The organism is Caulobacter sp. Root343 (assembly GCF_001425745.1).
Classification (GTDB): domain Bacteria; phylum Pseudomonadota; class Alphaproteobacteria; order Caulobacterales; family Caulobacteraceae; genus Caulobacter.
Window position 1 is genome coordinate 326,490 of the sequence record NZ_LMDF01000001.1, and the last position, 17,963, is coordinate 344,452.

At 68.2% G+C, this 17,963-nt stretch carries 16 protein-coding genes; 4 read left to right on the forward strand and 12 right to left on the reverse strand.

Going from position 1 to position 17,963, the window contains the following annotated elements:
• Positions 1-37 precede the first annotated feature (37 nt).
• The 5 genes from ASC70_RS01620 to tssK are packed head-to-tail and all read right to left on the reverse strand — an operon-like array spanning position 38 to position 7,490.
• Complete coding sequence (locus ASC70_RS01620; protein WP_056045808.1) at positions 38-778, reverse strand: PP2C family serine/threonine-protein phosphatase; 741 nt, start codon at positions 776-778, stop codon at positions 38-40.
• A complete protein-coding gene (gene tagF, locus ASC70_RS01625) occupies positions 771-1,319 on the reverse strand; it encodes a type VI secretion system-associated protein TagF (protein WP_162247167.1) in 549 nt (182 codons plus the stop codon). The genes ASC70_RS01620 and tagF overlap by 8 nt, the downstream gene beginning before the upstream one ends.
• A complete protein-coding gene (tssM, locus tag ASC70_RS01630) occupies positions 1,316-4,753 on the reverse strand; it encodes a type VI secretion system membrane subunit TssM (protein ID WP_056045813.1) in 3,438 nt (1,145 codons plus the stop codon). The genes tagF and tssM overlap by 4 nt, the downstream gene beginning before the upstream one ends.
• Entirely contained in the window at positions 4,750-6,150 is a 1,401-nt protein-coding gene (gene icmH / locus ASC70_RS01635) for a type IVB secretion system protein IcmH/DotU (protein WP_056045816.1), read from the reverse strand. Before icmH ends, tssM begins: the two co-directional genes overlap by 4 nt.
• Complete coding sequence (gene tssK, locus ASC70_RS01640; RefSeq protein WP_047410975.1) at positions 6,147-7,490, reverse strand: type VI secretion system baseplate subunit TssK; 1,344 nt, start codon at positions 7,488-7,490, stop codon at positions 6,147-6,149. The genes icmH and tssK overlap by 4 nt, the downstream gene beginning before the upstream one ends.
• Before the next feature lie 289 nt (positions 7,491-7,779).
• On the opposite strand from tssK, the gene ASC70_RS01645 reads away from it, so the two are divergent.
• The 3 genes from ASC70_RS01645 (at position 7,780) to ASC70_RS01655 (ending at position 10,329) form a co-directional block, all read left to right on the forward strand.
• Positions 7,780-8,970, forward strand: coding sequence for a M23 family metallopeptidase (locus ASC70_RS01645; RefSeq protein ID WP_162247168.1), 1,191 nt, complete (start codon positions 7,780-7,782; stop codon positions 8,968-8,970).
• Positions 8,971-9,152: 182 nt separating this feature from the next.
• Positions 9,153-9,773: a thioesterase domain-containing protein gene (locus ASC70_RS01650; RefSeq protein WP_047410978.1), complete on the forward strand. Its 621-nt coding sequence runs from the start codon at positions 9,153-9,155 to the stop codon at positions 9,771-9,773.
• 37 nt (positions 9,774-9,810) lie between these two features.
• A complete protein-coding gene (locus ASC70_RS01655; RefSeq protein WP_056045822.1) occupies positions 9,811-10,329 on the forward strand; it encodes a hypothetical protein in 519 nt (172 codons plus the stop codon).
• 165 nt (positions 10,330-10,494) lie between these two features.
• Here ASC70_RS01655 and ASC70_RS01660 read toward each other — a convergent pair whose 3' ends face one another.
• The 6 genes from ASC70_RS01660 to ASC70_RS01685 are packed head-to-tail and all read right to left on the reverse strand — an operon-like array spanning position 10,495 to position 15,254.
• Positions 10,495-10,962 (reverse strand): SMI1/KNR4 family protein, encoded by a 468-nt coding sequence (locus ASC70_RS01660; RefSeq protein ID WP_056045824.1) that lies wholly within the window; start codon positions 10,960-10,962, stop codon positions 10,495-10,497.
• Between the two features lie 39 nt (positions 10,963-11,001).
• Positions 11,002-11,445, reverse strand: coding sequence for an SMI1/KNR4 family protein (locus tag ASC70_RS01665; RefSeq protein ID WP_056045827.1), 444 nt, complete (start codon positions 11,443-11,445; stop codon positions 11,002-11,004).
• Between the two features lie 39 nt (positions 11,446-11,484).
• A complete protein-coding gene (locus ASC70_RS01670; protein WP_056045830.1) occupies positions 11,485-12,057 on the reverse strand; it encodes a suppressor of fused domain protein in 573 nt (190 codons plus the stop codon).
• A gap of 12 nt (positions 12,058-12,069) precedes the next feature.
• Positions 12,070-13,275 carry a GH-E family nuclease gene (locus tag ASC70_RS25815; RefSeq protein WP_056045835.1) on the reverse strand — a complete coding sequence of 402 codons (1,206 nt, stop codon included), beginning with the start codon at positions 13,273-13,275 and terminating at the stop codon, positions 12,070-12,072.
• A gap of 31 nt (positions 13,276-13,306) precedes the next feature.
• Positions 13,307-13,870 (reverse strand): DcrB-related protein, encoded by a 564-nt coding sequence (locus tag ASC70_RS01680; protein ID WP_082539678.1) that lies wholly within the window; start codon positions 13,868-13,870, stop codon positions 13,307-13,309.
• Positions 13,845-15,254 carry an amidase gene (locus ASC70_RS01685; protein WP_056045841.1) on the reverse strand — a complete coding sequence of 470 codons (1,410 nt, stop codon included), beginning with the start codon at positions 15,252-15,254 and terminating at the stop codon, positions 13,845-13,847. The genes ASC70_RS01680 and ASC70_RS01685 overlap by 26 nt, the downstream gene beginning before the upstream one ends.
• A 133-nt stretch (positions 15,255-15,387) precedes the next feature.
• On the opposite strand from ASC70_RS01685, the gene ASC70_RS01690 reads away from it, so the two are divergent.
• Positions 15,388-16,380: a P1 family peptidase gene (locus tag ASC70_RS01690; protein WP_056045844.1), complete on the forward strand. Its 993-nt coding sequence runs from the start codon at positions 15,388-15,390 to the stop codon at positions 16,378-16,380.
• Here ASC70_RS01690 and ASC70_RS01695 read toward each other — a convergent pair.
• The gene (locus ASC70_RS01695; RefSeq protein ID WP_056046190.1) at positions 16,377-17,963 is read right to left on the reverse strand and encodes an ABC transporter ATP-binding protein; all 1,587 of its coding nucleotides are present in this window, start codon (positions 17,961-17,963) and stop codon (positions 16,377-16,379) included. The genes ASC70_RS01690 and ASC70_RS01695 overlap by 4 nt on opposite strands.

A 17,963-nucleotide genomic window follows, 5' to 3' on the forward strand; every position in this document is an offset into this window, starting at 1 on the left:
CGCCGCGAACGTCTCGGCGGCGATCAGGCTCGGATGGTCAGGCCAGGGCCAGCAAGGTGGTCTCGTCGCACGCCACTACGGCGACGCTGACATTATCGGGTGCGCCGCGCTCCAGGCACGTGGCGACGAGGCTGTCGACCGCGGCGCCTGGATTTCCATTGGCCAGGATCGTCGCCAACTCGTCGTCAGGGATCACCCGGGTCAGGCCGTCGCTGCAGACCAGGAAGACATCGCCGACCTTCGCTTCGTCCGACACCGCGTCCAGCTCCAGCTGAGGCCCGACCCCTACCGCGCGCGACAGCACATGGGCCATGGGATGGTTCTCGGCCTCCTCGGCGGTGAGGCGTCCCGAGGCGACCATCTCCTGCACTTGCGAGTGGTCGACCGTCAGCTGGTAGAGCTTGCCCCCGCGCAGCAGGTAGCAACGGCTGTCGCCCGCCCAGAAAACCGCGAAGCGTCGCTCGCGCAGCAGCAGGACCACGACGGTCGAGCCCATGGGCTGCCCGCCGGCCTTCAGCCAGATCCGCTCGTTGGCCTTGTGCACCGCCGCCGCCGCGGCGCTCGACGCGGCGGCGAAGTCGGCGGGCAATGTGGCCGCCTCCAGGGCGTTGACGATCGTTCTCGACGACCATTTGCCGTTGGCGTGCCCGCCCATGCCGTCGGCCACGGCCCAGAGACCCTCCTCGGGGCGCGCGAGCACGTGGTCCTCGTTGTCGCTCCGCACCTTGCCGGGATGGGTCAGAATGGCGTCGCGGATCCGCAAACTCCCGTCATCCATGGACGGCTCCCTCTATCGTCAAGGCCCGTATGATCAGATCGGCGGGCGGTTGGCCGGCGGAGATGTCGAAGGGCGAGTCCGGCCGCCAGAAGCGTCCGTGCGCGTCCGGCTCGGGCTCTGATTCCATAGTGTGGAAGACATTTTGCGCGTTGGCCACCATCGCGTCGACGTCCGCGGCGGTTTCGAACGCGCGGTAGATTTCTTGCTCCGCCGCCTCGGCGATCCGTTCACTCGCCGATGGCGCTTGGTCGGTGTAGGCGCCCAGAACCAGAACGAAACGCCGGCCCGCAGTGTCGATCGAGGCGGTCAGGGCGCCGGTGCTCCATCCAGACCCGAAGGCTCCGGGGCCGAAGGTGAAGCGCACGGGCGGGGCGGCGTCGTGGCGGGCCTCGAAGGCCTCGCCGAGCGCCGCGCGGGTCGCTTCCAGGCCCGCGCTCGACCAGGCGTCCCAAGTCTCGCGCGCCTCTGGCGTCAGACCGCGCGCGACGAAGTCGCCATGGGTCGGCAGCTTGCCGAACGCGAAGGCGCGGGGGGGCGTCACAGCTTCGCCGGGCATCGGAACGACCACAGACCGCCGCGCCCGAACGGGTTCTTGTCGGACGGCAGGTTGACCTTCAGCGAGAAGTACTGGGCGCCCTGGCCGAAGGTCGCCTTGAGGCTGGTTGGGCCAGCGTTTTCTTTCTGCGCCGCGTCCATCAGATGGAACAGCGCCCAGGGGCCTTGGGCTTCGAAACGGCGCAGCTCCTTGGTTCCGGCATAGAGGATGAGATGGGCCTCCGGCAGGCTCGAGATCGACCACATCACCGGCTTGGCGCCGACAGTGCTGGGCTCGAAGCGATAGGTGGTTCCGCCGGCCGAGAATTCGGCCGCGGTGACGGCGCCGCCGAAGCCCGCGGCCTCGACCTTGATCGGAAGGCCCGAGGTCAACAGGTCGCGAACCTGGGCGGCCTTCTGGAACTGCTCGGCGCTGGTCGGATCGAAGGTGGCCGCGATCGGGTCCTCGGCGCGCCAGCGCCAGATCGGTCCGGAGGTGACCAGCAGCGGTTGGAGACGATCACGGACCAGGCTGTCGAACTGGCCGTTGAGGCCGAAGACCTGCAGCAGCTCGCCCGCCGTCCCGTCATTCCGCGCCGCGCCGTAGAACGGATAGCGGTTCTCGCTGACGCTCCGGCAGGCGCCGGCCAGGCTGGCGGCATACTCCTGGGCGATCGCGTTCTGGGCCGACGACACCGCCGCGCCCTTGCCCGTGCGGGTGGCTTCGGCGACGAAGCCCTGCAGTTGCGGCGGGGCGACGACGCCGGCAGTGGCGACCTGGCCAAGGGCCGAAGCCAACTGGCCCTGGGCCGAGACGCCGCCCAGCCCGCCGCCAGCCACGCCCGCGGCCATGTTGGCCGAGGCGGCCTGTTTGACCGCGGCCAGGAATTCGTCGATCGGCGCCGCGCCCTTGCCATCGCCGACATAGTCAGCGAGCGGCTTGAAGTAGTTGGAGATGGTCTTGCCGGCGTCGACACCGCCCGCGTCCAGCACCGTGGCCCCGACGATCTTCGCCGCCGCCTTCAGCTTGCTGGGCGCGCGGATGGGCGGCGGCTTGCCGAAGCTCGTGTTCTTGCGCACTTCCAGCAGCAGCACTTTCAGAGGGGACGGCGTGCGCGTGAAGGCGCCCAGGGCGCTCGGATTGGAGAAGTAATCGGCGGGCTTGAGGCTCTGCACCACGCCGTCCCAGGCGGCGATGTATTCCTTGGCGTAGAGCGCCGCCACGCCCGGCCGAACCTGGGCGATCTGGCTGCGGATCGCCGTCTTGTTGGCGTCGTCGCCCATCACCCAGAGATCCTTTTCCAGATCCGAAGCGACAGTCTGCAGGCCGGTTTGATAAGCCCGCTCGAAGCCCGCGCGAGTGAAGAAATAGGGCACGGTCGACTGCAGCACGGCCTCGCCGTTCAGGAAGGCCTGCCGGTCGCCGCTGGCCAGCACCGTGTCGGCGCGCCAATCGGCCTGGTCGCTCGCCGCCGCCTTCTGGCGGAGGATGGCATAGGCCCGGTCGGCGAGGGACAGGGTCTGGACCGCCGCGCGCGTCGAGTCGATCAAGGCTCCGTCCAGCGGCGCTTCGCGCCCCGGCCAGACCCGGCCGAGCTGCGGATCGGCCAGCATGGCGTCCAGATGTCGGGACAGTTCCGCGCGCACCTCGGCCCGATCAGCGCCCGGCAACACGGTCTCCTCCCAGTCGTCGCTGACCCAAGCCTTGACCGCCTTGGCGTCGAGCGGGCCCAGGCCCCCCAACATCAAATAGACCTTCAGAGGTTCGTAGAGCTTGAGCGGTTCCTGGGCGTGCTCCTGCATGTAGCGCTCGAGCCGCAGCAGCAGGCGCGGCAGCAGGATGCGTTGCAGGGAGTCGAGATAGGCCTGCTTGGCGGCCTTGGCGTGAGCGCCTTGAAACAGGCCCCAGCGCATCATCAGCGGCGCGCCGCCCTTGGCCTGGTCGCCGTACCCGCGTGGCAGCTCGCGCAACGCCCGGATCAAGGACAGGGCTTGTTCCAGGTCGGGGTCGCCATCGCGCACCTCGACCAGATCGACGCCGGTCTCGCGCACTTCGGCGCTGATGTTCTGCGCGCCCGTCAGCAGCCGGTCCTGCAGGGCGCGATTGCGCGCATAGCTGACCGACCAGAGGGCGACGACCGCCACCGAAACGACGGCCACGGCGCTGACGCCGGCGATCAGGGCCGTTCGTCGCCGCGCCCGCGCCTGGGGCGAGGCCTGCACCAGGCCGGCCTCGGCGAAGATCACCTCCTTCAGGAGGCGATTCAGGAAATACGCCCGTCCGCCCTGACCCTGCCGCGCCACCACCGGCGCGTCATAGACGGCGGCGACGTCGCCGAGGATGCGATCGAGAGGCGCCCCCTCCTGCACGCCACTGGTGAAGTAGAAGCCGCGGAGCTTGGCCGGCGTATCCTGGTCGGCGATCAGAGCGCCGTCGAGGAAACGGGCGAGGCGCGCGCGTAAGGAGGCGACCTGGGCGGGGAAGCCGAGGATCAGGCTACGCCTGTGTGGATCGGTCTCTTCCTGCAGTCGCTTGGCGACTCGGTCGGAAAGGGCCTGCACCACGGCGTCGAACTCGCCCAGCAGGCCTTCTAGATCGTAGGGCTGCTCCAGCGGAAGGCTGGCGCCGAGCACTGCGCGGCGGCCCTCGACGTCGAGATCCTCGAAGAACTCGCCGAAGCCGGCCAGCAGGTCGGCCTTGGTGAACAGCACATAGACCGGCGCCGAGACCTCGAGCACTCGCCGCAGCTCGGCCAGCCGCCGGCGCACGGCGGTGGCGTGGTCGTCCAGTCCGGCGCGGTCGGTGTTCAGGATCTCGTCGAGGCCGATGGCGACCAGAACGCCGTTGATCGGTTGCAACGGCCGCGTGCGTCGCAGGAGGCCAAGAAAGCTCTCCCAGCCCTTCTGGTCGACCGCGGCGTCGGAAGTGTGGGTGGTGTAGCGGCCCGCGGTGTCGACCAGCACCGCTTCGTCGGCGAACCAGAAGTCGAGGTTACGCGTGCCGCCCACGCCCTTCAGCGCCGCGTCGGCGAAGGGAAGACGCACGCCCGACTTCAGCAGGGCGGTGGTCTTGCCCGCGCCCGGCGGACCGATGATCACGTACCACGGCCGGGCGTAGAGATAGTCGCGCCGCTCGCCGGCCACCGTCTTCAGCTTGGCCAGGGCCGAGCGCATCCGGCCCGACAGCGCCTCGGCCTCGGCGTCGCCGGGCGATGGCGCGGCCAACTGTTCGGCGATCGCGGCCGAGGCCTTGCGGGCGCGCAGGACGCGCAAAGTCGCGAAAACGCCCCAGACGATGGCGACCGTGAGGGCTAGCAGCAGCCGAACCCACCACGGGCGCAGGAACGGCGCCACCAGCGGCAGCACCAGGGCCAGCAGGACGGCAATCAGGATCGCGGCCAGCCCGGTCAGCAGCCACCAGTTCAGGAAGAAACGCTTCATGGCGCCTGTTCACCACGCGGAATGACGATTTCGACGCGGCGGTTCAGGGCCTTGCCGGCCGCCGTGGCGTTGGAGGCGATCGGCTGACTGTCGCCGAAGCCTTCGGTGCTGACGCGCGCCTTGTCGGTCAGCTGGTCGCGGACAACTCCGGCGGCGGCGTCCGCGCGGGCCTTCGAGAGCGCGAAGTTGTCGGGGAAGGTGATGCTGGTCAGGCGATCGGTGTCGGCGTGACCCTCGACGCGCACCGGGCCGCGCTCGGCTTCGACGGCGGCGCCGATGCGGGCGAACAGCTTGTCGGCGTTGGGTTCGAGCTTGTCCGACCCCGACTTGAACAGCGTGCCGATCGTGGTGCGCACGCGGATGGACTGGCTGTCCTGCTCGACCGTGACCAGGTGTTGGGCGATCTCCGGCGCCAGGAAACCCTGGATGCGCTGCAGCTGGGTGCTGGTGGGCGCCGGCGGCGGCGCGGCGAGGCGGGACATGCGCAGCGGCTGGTCGGGATTGATGGCCTTCAGGGCCGCCAACGACGGCTGCCCCGTCTGCATCAGCATCACGCGGAACAAGATGAATGCCACGAGCAGGACGCCAAGGGCGATCGCGCCGGCCAGGGCCAGGATCGCCCAAAAGCCGACCTTGGTCGCGGGCGTCGGATGTCCACGCCAGCGCGGCGTCAGTTCCGTCTGCGAGAGCGCGCGGACATGGTCCAGCGCCGCGTAGCAGCTGGCCATGATCTCGTGGAGCTGGCGCTTGCCGTCGGGCGAGACGCGATAACGCCCCTCGAACCCGGCGGCGAGGCAGGCGTGATAGAGTTCGATCAGGTCGGCGAACTGGGCTGGGCGGGCCAGCATGTCCTCCAGCAGGCGCCAGAAACGATCGCCGCCAATGTTCTCGGTGAACACCTGGACGACCATGCTCCGGCGCGCCCATTCGGCGCCGTCGGCGGCTTGTCCCGGCAGGTTCTGGGCGACGTCGTCGACCGTGGCGCAGACCGCGTAGAGCGCGCGTTGCCGGGTTTCGGCGTCGTAGTTCGCCGCATGCAGCGCCTTGTCGAAGGCCGCCACCTCGGTCGAGGCCTTCTGGTGCAGTTCGGGCAGACCTAGCCGTACGCGTCCCGACCGCACGCCGATGATCAGCGACAACAGCGGCGCGGCCGCCATCATCATCGGATTGCGAGCCCGGCCGGCCGGCGGCGGCAGAGGGATGTCGTCGTCGCTGGCGGTTCGGCGCCGCGGGGGCGGAGCCGGAGGCGAGGAAAAGTCGCCGGAATAGGTCGGGGTGAAAGCCGGCGAGGGCGCGGGCGCGGGCGAGGGCGGCCCGCCCGGCGTGCGGAGGTTCTGCAGCGGCGACGGCCGGAACACCGTCTTGTTCGGGTTCTTCGGGTCGTCGCTGTCGCTCATCGGCCGGTTCCCTTCACGCACCAGAGCTCGAGCTTAAGATCCGGCCAGTCGCCGGCCACGTGCAGGCCCAGGGCCGCGGCGCTGGCGAAGTCCCGCCAGTCGGCGACCGAGCGATCAAGTTCGAAGTAGACGTAGCCCGGGATCACCCGCAGCTGCGGCGGTGGCGTAGGCGTATGGCGAAGCGGCACGCCGGGCAGGGCGGAGTCGACGATCTCGCGCATCTTCTGGACCGCGCCGATCTTGGCCATCGACGGGAAGCGCCCGCGGATATCGTCCAGCGACGCGCGGGCGTTGACGGCCAGATAGAAGTAGCCGGTCTTGTAGAGATTGTGGTCGGTGATGCGCGAGGTGTAGGCGCCCAGCCCGGCCATCTGCAGCGGAAGCTGGATCGCCGAGCGATCGAACACCGCCGAGAGCGCGGCCTGCAGGGCCTCGAAGACCGGTTCGAAGGTCGGCTGCAGCTTCTCGTGGACATAGGCGGGAAACGGCGGCGGTCGACGATCCGGCCGGGTCAGGGTGGCCAGCTCGCCCGCCATGCCTAGGAAGGTTTCGTACAGGCGCTCTGGATGGACGCCGGGCAGGGCGTCCAGATGGCGAAGCTGGGGCGTCCAGCGGTTCAGCGCCTGCAACAACAGGAAGCTGGCGAAGGTCTCGGCCCCGCCATCGGTGGCCTCGACCGCGCGCAGCGCCAGTTCGTCCACCCGCTGGGCGGCTCGGCCGATGATGTCGGTCAGAAAGCCGGCAAGCCGGCGACTGGCCTGGATGTCGAGAGCCGGCGGGATATAGCGATCGTCGAACACCAGCGCGCCGTTGTGCACCTCGCGGATCCGCGCCAGGCCCAGCAGCACGCGGCCATAGGTCTGGTCCTGGGTCACGCCGAAGGCGAGGTTGGGGCGCGCCACCTCGATGGGCTCCTGGCCACGTTCTTCGGAGAAGGCGTCGGTGACGTCCTCTTCGTCGACCAGATAGCGCACGGCGGCGGTGTCGCGCTCGTCCCGTCCCTTGAACTCGACCGCGCCAGCCTGGCGGGCGGGGAGAGTGAGATAGACGATAGCGTCCCGGGCGTCGGCGGGGATGTCGAGCGGCGGCGGCGGCGGCAGATCGCCGGGAATCGAAAAGGGCAAACCGTCGGGCAGCACCCCCGACAGCGATTCGACCGCGAACTTGCCCAGGGCCGCCAGGTCGGCGTTGATCTTCAGTTGCGACACCCCCCACGGATAGGGGCGCAGGCTGTTCGCCCGGGCCGTGATCAGCGCCTCCAGATAGCGGTCCTGCTGTTGGAAGTGCTGTTGCCGAAGGAATAGACCTTCGCGCCACGCGACGCGGCTGTCGCTCTGCATACGCTTCCCTCGTTCCCCTGGGGGTTGCACTTAAACACTAGTCGGTAGAGCTACGGAAGCCGTATTCCCAGCAATAGCCCCTGGTTCGCGCGCCCCTCATAGCTATGCTTTGGGAAACGCAAGCAAAGAGAAGCGGATGCATCGCCGTTCAGAAGACGAGCCTTCCTTCGATCCGCGAAGCTGGATCAGAAAGACTGGCGCGCATTCGAAAATGATCCGCGAACGGTCAAGCTTGTCACGGTCAAGCTTGACCGTGAGCCGGCTTATGCTTTTTGGCGGGGGAGCGGTGGTGGCCTTGGCGTTGGCGGGAGCCGTCGGCTGGCGCCTGTGGCGCCCGCCCGCCAAACCCTCGGCGCCTGCTGCGGTCGCCGCCGCACCACAGTCGCCCGAAGGCTTGCGCCGCACCTTCGCGATCGCGCGGGTTCAGGACCTGGCGTCCGCGCTCGTCGCCGAGGGGGTCGGCATGGATCGCGCGATCCGCCTGGGTTTGGCGGCCAACGAAAAGCTGGACGCCGCGCCCGGCGAGCTTCGGGTGTCGCTGCGCTTTCGCTCGGGCCAGCCGGGCCTTGTCGACAGCGTCGAACTTCGACGGGCCGATGGATCGGGGGTGAGGCTGCGAGGCGACGGCTCACGGGCCGTGGACGCCGAGCCGCTCTCGTCCAACCGGACCGTCGAGATCAAGGTCGTGCGGGGCGAGATGGACGCCAACAGCTTCTATTCGTCGGCTGTCGCGGCCGGCGTGCGCGACTCGCTGATCGACGACTTCGCCGCCGCCTTCGCCTTCGATTTCGACTTCCAGCGTGAAATCAAGCCGGGCGATATCTTCGAGGCCGCGTTCGAGCGGCAGGTCGACGCGGAAGGTGCGGTCGTCGGCAGCGAGCGCCTCGTCTATGTCTCGCTGCAAACCAGCGCGAAATCCCGGGCGCTCTACGCCTTCCAGCCGCCCGGCGACGCCCGGCCCAGTTGGTTCGACGGCAATGGCGTCAGCGTGGTGCGCGGGCTGATGCGGACCCCGGTGGAGGGCGCGCGCATTACGTCCAGCTTTGGACTCAGGGTGCATCCGGTGCTGGGCTATACCCGCCTGCACAAGGGCACCGACTTCGCCGTGCCGGTGGGGACCGCGGTCTATGCCTCGGGCGACGGGGTGGTGGACTTCGTGGGTCCGCACGGCGGCCACGGCAACTTCGTGCGCATACGCCACAAGGCCAATCTGGAGACGGCCTATGCGCACCTCTCGCGCTTCGCGCCCGGCGTGGTGGTCGGGACGGCCGTGCGCCAGGGTCAGCCGATCGCCTTCTCCGGCAATACCGGCCTCTCGTCGGGACCGCATCTTCATTACGAGGTCATCGTCGAGGGTGTTCAGGTCGATCCCATGAGTTTCCAGACGAGCCAGGGGCGGACGCTCAATGGTCAAGCTTTGGCCGCCTTCCGGCGGGAGCGCGACAGGATTGATGGTCTGAGGGCGGCCCAAAACGGCTAAGCCTTGGAATGGTTCCAAGGCTATTGTGAAATATCGCGCGCAAGCTCTGCTGTAACTGTTCTGACATCATCTGGTTGATGAAAAAGGACTTTCTGGAAATTACAACAAATGGTGGTGGAGTGTATTGAGTAAGGCGAGTGCTGACGCTAGGCTCCGGCGACCTCTGGCCAGCGAGAGAGAGTATGATCGTCATCATCGATGGAACGGGACCGAGCGACGACAAGGAGTACGCCAAGGAGATGGGGAACTCCTTCCCCAGTCAGATCGCCAGGCAGGTCGTCGGAAGCGCCTACTTCCGCGGGCCGTCCCTGACCGGCAAGGAGGTGTCGCAGATCGCCGACCGCGCCGTCGGCGCGGCGCAGGGCGGTTCGGGCCCCTTGATGCTGGTGGGCTATAGCCGCGGCGGCTGCACCGCCATCGTCGCCGCCAAGCGGCTGAAGGCGCAGGGCAAGCGCGTCAAGGCGATGTTCCTGTTCGACGCGGTCGACATGCAGACCAGCGAACTTGGCCTATCGCAGACCATTCCGGACAATGTCGACTTCGTCGCCCACGCCCGCACGGCGCGCAGCTTGGGCTTCTGGGCCCGCAATCCGGTCAAGTCGCGGTTCTACTTCTACAACACCGGCCGCTGGCTCGACGGCGACGGGGTGCTTGAAGAGAAGAAGTTCGTCGGCACCCATGGCGCGGCCGGCGGCGTGCCGTGGCCCGACGTGGTCGGTGACCGGGCCTGCGCCCTGGCCGTGGCCGAATGGATGAGCGGCCAGCTCCAATCGCAGGGCGTCGCCGTCACTCTGAAAGTTTAATCCCGCGAAGTCGCGATCTTCTCCAGGGAGCAGGCCCTTGAGTCCTTTCGACATCAGTGTCCAGGAAGCCCAGTCGTTCGAGGGCGGCTTCTTCCGCTTCACCACCATCGCTGGCCCGATCCGTCTGGTGCGGTTCAGCGACAGCGGGCGCGGCGTGAATGGGCGCCTGGGCCGGTTTTGGCTGTACGGCAGCGAAGTGGCCGAGATCCTCTCCGCCGGCCCCTCGGGCAAGCACCTCGTCAAGGAGGTCAGCCAGCGCTGGGCCGTCTGCGACGACTGGGGCGACAAGGGGCTGGTCTGGTTCATGGACGTCCCGCGCGGCCAGGCCGTTCCGGCGTGCTGGGGCGCGACCAAGTTCCAGCCCAAGGTCTCCGCCGCCGCCCAGGACAAGGGCTGGCGCCAGACGCGGCGGTCCTACGCCGGCGGTTCCATCCAGCTGGTGATCCCGGTCATCGACACGGGGCGCAATCCGGATCCGTGGCTGACGTCGCTGATCTCGGGGCCGACGCCGACCGACAAGCTGGTGACGTCTGCCGACCGTTTCCTACCGGCCTAAAGCGCCGGCGGGTCGGTGTAGACCGGAGCGCCGAGGTCAGCTTCGTCGATCGGATCGGACTTGAACATCCGGTCGGCGCTGGCGGCCTGGGTCAGAAGCTCGGTCAAGTCACGTAGGAATAGACGCGAAGCGTGGGGTGCAGGTTCATGCATGGCTTGCGATGCGTCAGTGTAGCATCGCAAGCAATTCGCTGAACGTCTTGGCCACCGTGGTCACGGCGGGCGCGAAGTCCTCTGACTGTTCGTGATCCCACAGGCCAATTGTCGGTTCGAGCGCCGACGCGCGATAGTCCACGACGAGGAAGTCGCCGGCGAACAGAGTGGCGATCGGGATGAGGGTGACGGTCTCTCCGTCGGGATCGTCCGTGAGGCGCGAGTCGAGTTGCGACGCCACGACCTCGAGCTCCAGCCATCCCAGCGGATGGTCTTCGGCGTCGGCCAGGACCGGCAGGAAGCGTTCGATCAGCCGCTCCACGCCGGCCGCATCGAACCGCCTTGCGCGGGGGATGGCGCCGTTATGGCTGAGGACAAAGCGTTTGTAGTCTTCTGGGAGCTGGACTTCATAATAGTCCTCCAGCGTCTCGAGGTGCTCCGGCGGCGGCGCGGGAAGGATGGTGGCGGGATCGAATTCCATGGGCCTGTTCCGTATTCAACGGAGCCTTCGAGGCGGTGACTAGAGTTCGTCGGCGAGCGCATCGAGGAAGTTCGCCAGGCTGGGACTCAGGAATACAAGATACCGATCTGGCTCTTGGAAATAGTCTGACTGGACGAACAGGATTTGGCCGTAAGACTCCGGCCTGACGCTGTAGGCGAAGTAGTCACCGCCCTCGTCGACCGCGAAAGGAATGACGCCCGCCGGGAAAAGGGGATTGTCCAGCGCCAGGTCGCGATAGGTTTCTTCGAAGCCGGTGTTACGATCGCCATGGATCATCGTCAGGAATTGATGAACGCCATACCACTCATCGTTCTTTTCGAAGAAGCGAGGAGCCGGCCTTCCGCCATTGTGGCGCAGATAATGGTCCTTGAGGTCCGCAGGCAGGATGACGCCCAGCCGCTTCTCGACCGACGCCAGATCGGCTTGGGTAAGCGGCGGCCGGATTCTGCTGAACGTCACCATTCCCGATCTCGCCTACGGCGCTAGTAAGGCCCGGAAGCCTTAAAGGACGCTAGGGCGATCGATGTCGAAGACGTCGATCTGGTGCTCCTCGAATAGGTCCTCCAGCGCTTCGGGCCCGTTCGCCAGAGCATAGTCCCGCTCCGGGTCGGAAATCGGCAGGACTTGCAGCCAGGCGACGGTTTTGGCCGGGAAGGTCTGGGTTTCCAGCTCCCACAGAAACGGCGAGATGAGCATGGCGTGTTTCATGTCGCGCCCGTCGCCGTAGAGTTCCAGGACGCGTGGGATGATCGCGCCAGGCGTGGGGACGACCTCGCCCTTCTTGATGCTGAAGCCGCACGTAGCGATCATGTTGGCGCCTTCGGCGCAGTCGGTCGCCAGCGCCAGCACGATCTCCACGCCCAACGCCTTGCCGCCCGAGGTGAGGCCTGTCCGTACGTCCGAAAGGGCGAGCGAGGCGTAGGTTGAAACGCCTTTGGCCGGGGCGTCCTTGATGATCATGATATCGATATCGCTGACATGAGCATCGTCCCAATACTTCGTGACGGTCGGCGATCCCTGCGTGACGTCCTTCAGGTAGCGAGCGAGAGATTTATTTTCTTCTGAAACCGCCATGGGCTCCTCACGTCAAAAACCTAAGTAGTCTCCGGTCATGTCTTCGCCGGCGTGACTACGATTGTACGATGGCAGTTCAGGTCTGTAGTGGGAAGGGTCGTTGTGTTCGTTGAGGAATTCTTTGCGAGATATTCCTCTATCCATCGCGGACTGCTGATGCTTTCTAAATTCGTAGCCTGGTTTGTGGCCCATGTCCCAAGGTTTGTTCGGGTCCATGACCTCGCCGGTTCCCGGGTTGCGCACCTCTCCATCCGGTCCGCGCGCACTCTCCCAGACCTTGTCGCGAACGCCTTTCCGGAACCCAGACGGGCGCTCGTAGGACACGGGCTTGGCGGGCTTCAGCGACGTGGTTGGCTGGGGAGGCCTGCGCACGATCTTCAGATTGCCGCCGTTCATCCCCAGCGTGCCGGGCTGGGCCACGATCTGGTAGCGGCTGTTGAAGGCGCGCACGCCCTTCACGCCCGCCGCGCCGCCGATCATGCCGCCCAGGAACTGGCCGCCGGCCTCCATGGCCCGTTTGCCGGCCTCGGACATGCCCAGCGCCTCGCCCAGGGCTCTGCCGGCCTCGCCTCCGTACTTGCCTCCATAGTAGCCGAGCACCGCGCCGCCGATCGTCGCCGCGACGCCGACCGTCGCTATGGCGAAGGGCAGAGCTAGGATCGCCCCGGCGACGCCCAGCACCTGCAGCGCCGTCACCGCCCACTGCGGCACCTCGGGCTTGATCTCGACGCGCGGATCCTGAGCGCTCTCGCCGCCGATCAGCACGTTGGGCGAGGTCATCTTCACCGAAACGGCGCTGCAGCCCAGCTTCTCGCCCTCGCGACCGGCCATGCCGATGTTGATGAACACGGTCGAGGAGCCGGTCGCCAGCGGGATCGGGACGCCGGCCTCCTTGATGCAGACCGCCATGGACACGAAGGTCAGGGTTGCCGGGCGGCTGTTGATCAGAACGTTCGGCGAGCCGACCACGAACTTGCCGGTCGGCGGGCCCATCATCGCCGCGCCGATGTTCATGCCCGCCAGACCGCCGAACGAGGTCAGGCCCGCCGCGCCGCCGACCGCCGCCACAACGGCCAGGGCCGCGCCGCCGGTGGCGATCGTCGCGCCGACCAGGACCGCGCCCGCCACCACGCCGCCCAGCACGCCCAGCAGCATGCCGAGTCCGGCCTGGCTGTGGGCGACGTCGTCGCCCAGGCGCGCGGCGGGCATTTGGCTCATGCGGTCATCCGGCTCCAGCGGCGCATGGGCATCAGTGCATTCCGGCCGCGGCCGCCGGCGGCGCGTCGATGCGCAACGAGGCCAGGCCGCGCTCGAAGGCGGGCTCATAGGCGGCGAAATCATCCGCCGCGGCGGTCACCGCATAGTTCACGACGACCTGGGTTCCGGTGGCGATGAAGAAGACGCGCTGGCGCAACAGGCCGGCGGCCGAGCGCCAGGTGAACTGGATCTGGAACGCGTCCCGCTCGTGGCTGCGGCCATAACCCTCGCTCTCGCGGTTGAACTGCGGAAGATTGGATCGGAAGGTCTCGATCTGGCGATTGCAATATTCGCGAAAGGACTCGCCCTCGAGAAGGGCGTCGCGGGAAATGACCATGTTCGGCGCCATGGCGCGCCCGGGTTCATGGGGCGCGCTATATACAATCATCGTCTTGTCATGCCAGCCCTGCGGCGGGTCGGCTGCTAGCTTGACCATTGGCGGGCCGCCATCAATAGGCTTCATCGGCGCGTGCTCTGTGATTTGATCGCCGAAAAGTTCTAGGAGGTGAGCCGGCTCGCGGCAAGGCTGATCATGTCTGCGTCGTTGCCTCATCATCAAGTCGAGGCCAGGGGCGTTGGGGCGGACGCAAAAGCTCGTAGGCTCGCGAAAGCCGCAGCACGCCCAGATCGTCGAACCGTCGGCCGACGATCTGCAAGCCGATGGGCAGGCCATCGGCCGTGTAGCCGCAATTGATCGAGGCCGCCGGCTGTTCGGTCATGTTGAACGGGACCGTGAATCCGATGTGCTCGAACGGCCGACCAGGATCGTTGGTCGGGGAGGGGAGTTCCGCGGCGAAGGCCGGCATCGGCGCGGTCGGGGACAGCACGAAGTCGTAGGGTTGGAAAGCCTTGGCCCCGGCCTCGCGCATTCGGTGAATTTGATGGAAGCCGCGATAGACCGACAGGCCGTCGGCGTCCTTGGCCGCCCGCGCCCACGTGTCGATATAGGGCAGGATGCGTTCGGCTTGGTTCGGCGCCAGGGCGGTGATGTCGCTCCACGATCGGACGCGCCAGAAGAGATCTAGGCCGTCGAGCATTTCGCGCGTCAGGAAAGGGGCGAAGCTCTCGACGACCGCGCCCTGGGCCTCCAGCAGACGGGCGGCGGCGATCACCGCGTCAATGACCTCCGGCTCCGCCGGCGCTCCGGCGCCAGCGTCCAGCATCAGGCCGATGCGCAGGCCTTTTAAATCGAAGTCCAGATCGAGCCAGTCGATTTCGGCCGGCGGCAGGCTCATGTGGTCGCGCCAGTCGGGGGCGCTGAGCACGCTCATCATGAGGGCGGCGTCGACGACGGTGCGAGTCATCGGTCCGGCGACGCGGCCGATATAGGGCGGGTCGATCGGGATGCGTCCGTTGCTGGGCTTGAGCCCATAGACGCCGCACCAGCCGGCGGGCAGGCGGATCGAGCCGCCGATGTCCGTGCCCAGATGCAGCGGGCCATAGCCGGCCGCGGCGGCGGCGCCCGCTCCGGCGCTCGAGCCGCCGGGCGTCTTGCTGACGTCCCAGGGATTGCGCGACAGCTTGTGAAAGCTCGACAGGCCCGAGGACAGCATGCCGAAATCGGGCGAGGTGGTCTTGCAGAAGATCACCGCCCCCGCGTCGCGCAGCCGCGCCGCCGGGGGCGCGTCGGCGGGTTCGGGCGCCAGGTCGGTGGCCGCGCTGCCCAGGGGTTTGGCCACGCCCTTGGTCGCGATCAACTCCTTGACCGTCACCGGAACGCCGTCGAGCGGCCCCATCGGCTCGCCCCTCGCCCAGCGCGCCTCTGCCGCGCGGGCGTCATTCAGGGCCGCGTCGGGGTCCAGCGCCCAGGTGGCGTTGAGCCGGGGCTCCAAGGCCTCGACCCGGGACAGGGTCGCCGTCATCACCTCGACGGGAGAGGCGCGCCGGTCGCGATAGAGCCTCAGCAACTCGACGGCGGACAGGTCCGGCAGGTCGGCCATGGGAACTCCGGAAAGCGGGACTCGACCGGAACAGCCTACAGTCGCCCGCGCCGGCGCGAAGCCGTTTTCCGTCCCGCTGGGCGGCCGCCTCGGGTAAAAGCAGCGGCACGCCGAATCTTCGAAGGTGACTGCCTTGTATCGCCCCGGGCCCCGCAATCTGATCACCGACGTACCTGGCCTCACGGTGGGCAACGCCACCGACGAAACCGTGCGCAGCGGCGCGACCGTCGTGCTGTGTCCGGGGGGCTGGCGAGCGGGCGTGGACGTGCGGGGCGGCGGGCCTGGCGTGCGCGAAAGCGAGGCGCTGGCGCCGGAGAACGGCTACGCCAAGGCCCACGGACTGGTGCTGTCGGGCGGTTCGGTCTTCGGGCTGGGCGCGGCCGACGCCGTCACGGCGGCCCTGTCCGCTGCGGGAGAAGGTTTCGCCGTCCGGCCTGGCGCGCCCACGGCGCCGATCGTGGCCGGGGCCGTGCTCTACGACCTAGCCAACGGCGGCGACAAGGCCTGGGGCGTGGATCCGCCCTACCGACGGTTGGGCCACGAGGCGTTCGCCGCGGTGTCGAGCGATTTCGAGCTGGGCTCGGTCGGGGCCGGGCGCGGCGCTCGGGCGGGCCTGGTCAAGGGCGGGCTGGGCTCGGCCTCGCTCGATCTGGGCGAAGGCCTGATGGTCGGCGCCCTGGTCGCGGTCAATCCGGTCGGTTCGGTCTACATGCCCGATGGCGAGACTTTCTGGGCCTGGCCATTCGAGATCGACGGCGAGTTCGGCGGCCGCGCGCCCAAAGGTGCGGCGGGGGCTGTCGACCCCATGCCCGACGAATCTCGGCTGGCGGGGCAGGGGCGTTTGACGCCGGGGGCCAACACCACCCTCGCGGTCGTCGCGGTCAACGCGGATCTGTCGTCGGGCGAATGCAAACGCGTGGCGATCATGGCTCAGGACGGCCTGTCGCGGGCGATCCGGCCGGCCCATACGCCCTTCGATGGCGACGTCGTGTTCGCTGTCGCCTCCGGAGCGATCGCCCTGACGTCCGTCCAGGAACGGCAGCACCAGATCGCCCGGATCGGCTCCGCGGCCGGCGATTGCCTGGCCCGCGCCATCGCCCGGGCGGTATATCTGGCGGCCGGCTAGGCGCGGACCCCAAGGGCGCGGTCGAGGCTCGGCGTCGCGGCGATCAGTTGCGCCGTATAGGGATGCCGAGGGCTGGCGAAGACCTCCGCCGTCAGACCTTCTTCGACGATCTTGCCGTCCCGCATCACCAGCACCCGATCGGTCAGGCCGCGCACCACGCCCATGTCGTGCGAGACGAACAGATAGGCCAGACCCAGCTCGTCGGAGAGCCGCGTCAGCAAATCCAAAATCTCCGCGCGCACGGTGACATCCAGCGCCGACACCGCCTCGTCCAGAGCGATCACCGAAGGTTCCACGATCAGGGCGCGGGCGATGGCGATCCGTTGGCGCTGGCCGCCCGAGAACTGGTGCGGATAGCGGTCGGTCACCGTCGCGGGCAAGCCGACCTGGAGCAGGGCGTTCTCCACCCTGGCGCGGCGCTCGGCTGGCGTGAGTCTGGCGTCGAGCAGGTGCAGAGGCTCGGCGACCAGCCGCTCGACCGTCCAGCGTGGATCGAAGCTGCCGCTCGGATCCTGGAAGACCGCCTGGATGCGCCGGCGCAGCGCGCGGGGCGCGGCCGGTGAAAACGGCTGACCGGCCAAGGCGACCTCGCCGCCCTGCGGCGTCTCCAAGGCCAGCAGGGTCCGCAACAGGGTGGACTTGCCGCTCCCCGACTCCCCGACCAGGCCGACGATCTCGCCAGGTTGGATCGTCAGGCTGACCTCGGACACCGCCCGAAACGCGGGGCCGGCGCGTAGCAGGCGGCGCGGACCGGGATACTCGCGGATGACGGCCTTGGCTTCCAGCACGGGCGGGGCGGAAAGGTCGGGGCCGCCGCGCCTCAGCGGAACGCGCGCGGCGTCGGCGACCAGGGCGCGGGCGTAGGGATGGGTGAACAGGGCGGTGGTCTGACCCTGTTCGATAATCGCGCCATCCTTCATGACCGCCACGCGATCGGCGATCCCGGCGACCACGGCCAGGTCATGGCTGACCAGGATCAAGGCCGCATCGTCCTCGCGCACCAGCTGGCGCAGCAGGTCCAGGATCTGGGCCTGGGTGGTGACGTCCAGAGCCGTGGTCGGCTCGTCAGCGATGATCAGGCGGGGCGACAGGACAATGGCGATGGCGATAGCCACGCGCTGGCGCTGGCCGCCCGACAGCTCGTGCGGATAGCGGTTTAGGGGGAAGCGGTCGGCGGGCAGACCGACGCGGTCCAGGGCCCGCCGCGCCGCCGCCAGCGCCTGGATCCGCGATCCGCCGCGATGCTGGCGCACGACCTCCGCCACCTGGTCACCAATGGTCATGACGGGATTGAGGGCGGTCATCGGTTCCTGGAAGACCATACCGATCCGGGCCCCCCGGACGCGGCAGAGCTGAGCCTCGGACAAACCCGTGAGGTCCTGGCCCTCGAAACGGATCACGCCCGACGCTTTCGCGCCGCGCGGCAGCAGACCCAGGACCGCGAGGGCGGTCATCGATTTGCCCGAGCCGGACTCGCCGACGACGCCCAGCACCTGGCCGGGCTCCAAGGTCAGGGACACGTCGCGCAGGATCGGGCTGTCGCCGATCGCGACGCTCAGGGTCTCGATCGCCAGCAGGGCCAT